4 protein-coding genes and 1 pseudogene are annotated in these 3,627 nt (G+C 73.6%); 3 read left to right on the forward strand and 2 right to left on the reverse strand.

Annotated elements, in window-relative coordinates:
- Both DZG00_RS13435 and DZG00_RS13440 read right to left on the reverse strand, forming a co-directional pair.
- A pseudogene (locus DZG00_RS13435) lies at positions 1 to 219 on the reverse strand (2-phosphosulfolactate phosphatase); the annotation flags it as partial.
- A complete protein-coding gene (locus DZG00_RS13440; RefSeq protein WP_233550141.1) occupies positions 216 to 704 on the reverse strand; it encodes an EVE domain-containing protein in 489 nt (162 codons plus the stop codon). The gene DZG00_RS13440 and the pseudogene DZG00_RS13435, both read right to left, overlap by 4 nt.
- Before the next feature lie 81 nt (positions 705 to 785).
- Here DZG00_RS13440 and DZG00_RS13445 point away from each other — a divergent pair, with 81 nt between their 5' ends.
- The 3 genes from DZG00_RS13445 to DZG00_RS13455 form a co-directional block, all read left to right on the forward strand.
- Positions 786 to 1,352 (forward strand): hypothetical protein, encoded by a 567-nt coding sequence (locus DZG00_RS13445; RefSeq protein ID WP_119382841.1) that lies wholly within the window; start codon positions 786 to 788, stop codon positions 1,350 to 1,352.
- A gap of 44 nt (positions 1,353 to 1,396) precedes the next feature.
- Positions 1,397 to 2,044, forward strand: a complete 648-nt coding sequence (locus tag DZG00_RS13450) for a DUF1684 domain-containing protein (RefSeq protein WP_119382840.1) — start codon at positions 1,397 to 1,399, stop codon at positions 2,042 to 2,044.
- A 235-nt stretch (positions 2,045 to 2,279) separates the two neighbouring features.
- Positions 2,280 to 3,627 (forward strand): DEAD/DEAH box helicase (locus DZG00_RS13455; protein ID WP_147360009.1); only part of this gene is annotated, 1,348 nt, incomplete at its 3' end.

The raw sequence follows: 3,627 nt of genomic DNA on the forward strand, positions 1-3,627 counted from the left end.
CCCGGCGCTCACGACGGCGGGGCGCGCGGGCATGGTCGCGAGGACCTCGTCGCGGCGGGCGGCCGTGGGCGGCGGGACGGAGGGCAGGGCGTCGACCCAGACGATGACGTCGGCACCGCTCGCGATCCGACGGGCGCCGGCCACGCCGCCGTCGAGCCGGACCTGGTAGCGGGCCTGCGTCGACGGTTCGGGGTGCGCGGCGTCAGCGGAGGAGGTCACGATGAAGATGCTACGGGCGTCCACGGCCCCGATCCTCCGCGGATGACGCGGCGCGACGGCTCGGGCGCCCCGCGGCGCATGGCCTGCCGGATCACCTCGAAGTCGTCGCGCGTGATCTCCAGCAGCCCGGGCGCCAGCTTCCTGCCCCACTCGAGGGAGTCGCGCGTGAAGTCGAGCACGGGCACGAGCGGGCGGATGGGGGCGTCGACCGCGCCGAGGTCCCAGTCCATGCGGCGTCGCCACGGCCGCCACTCGCCCACGCGGCCCTGGTAGGGCGCGGCGTCGGCGACCCGGCCGATCGCCGTGAAGGCACGGAGGAGCTGCCCGTCCGGGTACGACTCGCGCGGCGAGTAGTAGACGAAGCCGTCGGCCTCGCCGAGCCGCTCGACGGGTTCGCGCGCGCCGCGGTTGACCTGCGCGATGCCGAGGTCCAGGCCGTCGAGCACGCGGTCGCGCGAGACGACGCCCACCCAGTACCTGATCATGTCCGTCCCATCCTGTCCCACGGCGGGCGGACGCCGGGCACGCCCAGCCGATCGCCCAGCCGCGCGGAGCATGCTGGTGCCATGCGCGTGCTGCTGAAGACCATCCTCGACTGCGATCCCGACGCCGCCTGGCGCGCGCTCCACTCGCCCACCGTGATGCGGGAGGTCGCGGGCCCGCTCGTCGACTTCGTCCCGGTCGAGGACGGCGGCTTCCCCAGCAGCTGGGACGGCCGCGAGCACGTCGCCGCGATGCAGGCCGGGCCGTTCACCGCCGGGCGCCAGGGGATCCGCCTGCGCGACATGAAGCCGCGCGTCGAGGGCGTGCGCATCGTGCGCGACGACGGCCACGGGCTCTCCGGCCTCATGTCGATCCCCACGAGCATGCGGCACAGCATGGCCGTCTCGGCGGATCCCGCGGGCCCCGACGCCGACGGCCGCGTCAAGACCCTCTTCCGCGACCAGCTCGAGTTCGAGGCCGGGCTCCTCGGCCCCGCGATGTGGCCGACGTTCTGGGCGTTCTGGCAGTGGCGCGCGTTCCGGCTGCGCCAGCTCGCGCCGACGTGGGCGTACGACTGGGTGCCCGACGCCGTCGACGACGGCGACGCGGACGCCGCTCCCGACGCCGGCGCAGGCGTGTCCGCCGGCTGACGGTCGCACTCCGCCCGCGGGCATCCCCCGCGTACGGTGTCCCCATGCCCTCCGCCGTCACCGCCCTCCACGTCGCCGACTGGCGCCGCCGCACGCACGAGATGTACGCGGAGGTGCGCTGGGTCGCGCAGACGGATCCCGCCGCCGCGCACGCGCTCTGGCGCCGCACGCGCGACGACATGTTCCGCAGCCACCCGGCCACGCCGCTCCTGCCCGAGCACCGCGCGGACTTCGACCGGCTGGACGTCGCGGACTACGACCCCGCGTGGCGGTTCGAGCTGGAGATCAGCGACGACCGCGGCGAGGAGCGCCACGAGGTCGAGACCGGCACCGACGGCGTCGTGCCGTTCGAGCTGCTCGGATCCGTGCACCTGCCCGCCGCCGACGGTCGCGAGGCCGGCAGCCTCGACGTCTGGCGCCTCGCCAGCTACGGCGGAGGCCTGCACCTGCCCGTGAAGGACGCGTCGCACCGGCGCGAGGGCGGCACCTACGGCGGCGGCCGCTACCTGCTCGACACGGTGAAGGGATCGGACCTCGGCCAGGGCGCGCCCGGCTCGATCGTGGTCGACCTCAACTTCGCCTACAACCCGTCGTGCGCCTACGACCCGGCCTGGGCCTGCCCCCTCGCGCCGGCCGGGAACGTGCTCGACTTCGAGGTCCCCGTGGGCGAGATGGGCTTCTCCCCGGCCTGACCTGCTACGGTGGCATCACTTGCGAGCACATCACCGTGCTCCCTGCGTCGAGAGAACGCGTTCCCTCCTCACCCCGATCAGATCGCCGCACAGGCCGACGGGGCCGAGTGACATCTTTCTTACGGCGAACGGATGCGCCCATCGGCGCCTTCGCCATCCTCCGCTTCCGTGCGTCGTCGCACATCCCGAGAACGCACACCGGGGCGGACCCCTGCCTGGAAGGCAACTCCCCCGCATGACCACTGACACCTTCGGCGCGCTCGGCGTGCCCGCTCCCCTCGTCTCCGCCCTCACGGCGAACGGCATCACGACGCCGTTCCCCATCCAGGTGGACACGCTCCCCGACACCCTGAACGGCCGCGACGTCCTCGGCCGCGGCAAGACGGGCTCCGGCAAGACGCTGGCGTTCGCCATCCCGATGATCGCGCGCCTCGGCGGCGGACTCGCCGGCGGCCGTCGTCGCCCGGGCCGCCCGCTCGGCCTCATCCTCGCTCCGACGCGCGAGCTCGCCACGCAGATCACCGCCGCCATGGCACCGCTTGCGGAGGCCTACAACCTGACCACCACGACGATCTTCGGCGGCGTCTCGCAGCAGCGCCAGGTCGCGGCCCTCAAGGCCGGCGTCGACGTGGTCGTGGCCTGCCCCGGCCGCCTCGAGGACCTCATGAAGCAGGGCTTCGTGAACCTCGACGCCGTGGAGATCACCGTCCTCGACGAGGCCGACCACATGGCCGACCTGGGCTTCCTGCCCGTCGTCACGCGGATCCTCGACAAGACCCCGAACACCGGCCAGCGCATGCTGTTCTCCGCCACGCTCGACAACGGCGTGGACAAGCTCGTCCGCCGCTACCTGCACGACCAGGTGCTGCACTCCGTCGACGAGGCGAACTCGCCCGTCGCCGCCATGACGCACCACGTCTTCGAGGCCACCGACGTCGAGGCCAAGCGCCTCCTCGTCCAGAAGCTCGCGGGCGGCACCGGCCGTCGCATCCTCTTCATGCGCACCAAGCACCACGCGAAGAAGCTCGCGAAGCAGCTCACCGACGCGGGCATCCCGTCGGTGGACCTGCACGGCAACCTCTCGCAGGTGGCGCGCGACCGGAACCTCGCCGCGTTCTCCGCGGGCGACGTCAAGGTCCTCGTGGCCACCGACGTCGCCGCGCGCGGCGTGCACGTCGACGACATCGAGCTCGTGATCCACGTCGACCCGCCGGCCGAGCACAAGGCGTACCTGCACCGCTCGGGCCGCACGGCTCGTGCCGGATCCGCGGGCGACGTCGTCACGATCATGCTGCCGGCGCAGCGCAAGGACGTGCAGCTCCTGATGCGCAAGGCCGACATCCACGTCACCCCGCAGCAGGTCACCGAGTCCTCCCCCGCCGTGGCCGAGCTGACCGGCGCCGTCGCGGCGTACGTGAAGCCCGCCCCGCGCGAGACGAAGTCGGTCCGCGAGACCACCCAGCGCCAGTCGCAGGGCGGCCGCGCGAACGGCGGCGGGCGCTCGCAGGGCGCCAACGCGCAGCGCAAGCGCGCCGCCCGCGACGGCGCACCCGTCGGCGGCGGTCGTCGCGAGGGTGCCGCAT

The sequence above is a fragment of the Clavibacter lycopersici genome (genome assembly GCF_003576405.1).
Taxonomy (GTDB): Bacteria; Actinomycetota; Actinomycetes; order Actinomycetales; family Microbacteriaceae; genus Clavibacter; species Clavibacter lycopersici.

Bases quoted from the DNA above. Each gene is read 5' to 3' on its own strand.
- DZG00_RS13440 (WP_233550141.1), bottom strand. From the start codon at position 704: ATGATCAGGTACTGGGTGGGCGTCGTCTCGCGCGACCGCGTGCTCGAC.
- DZG00_RS13445 (WP_119382841.1), top strand. From the start codon at position 786: ATGCGCGTGCTGCTGAAGACCATCCTCGACTGCGATCCCGACGCCGCC.
- DZG00_RS13450 (WP_119382840.1), top strand. From the start codon at position 1,397: ATGCCCTCCGCCGTCACCGCCCTCCACGTCGCCGACTGGCGCCGCCGC.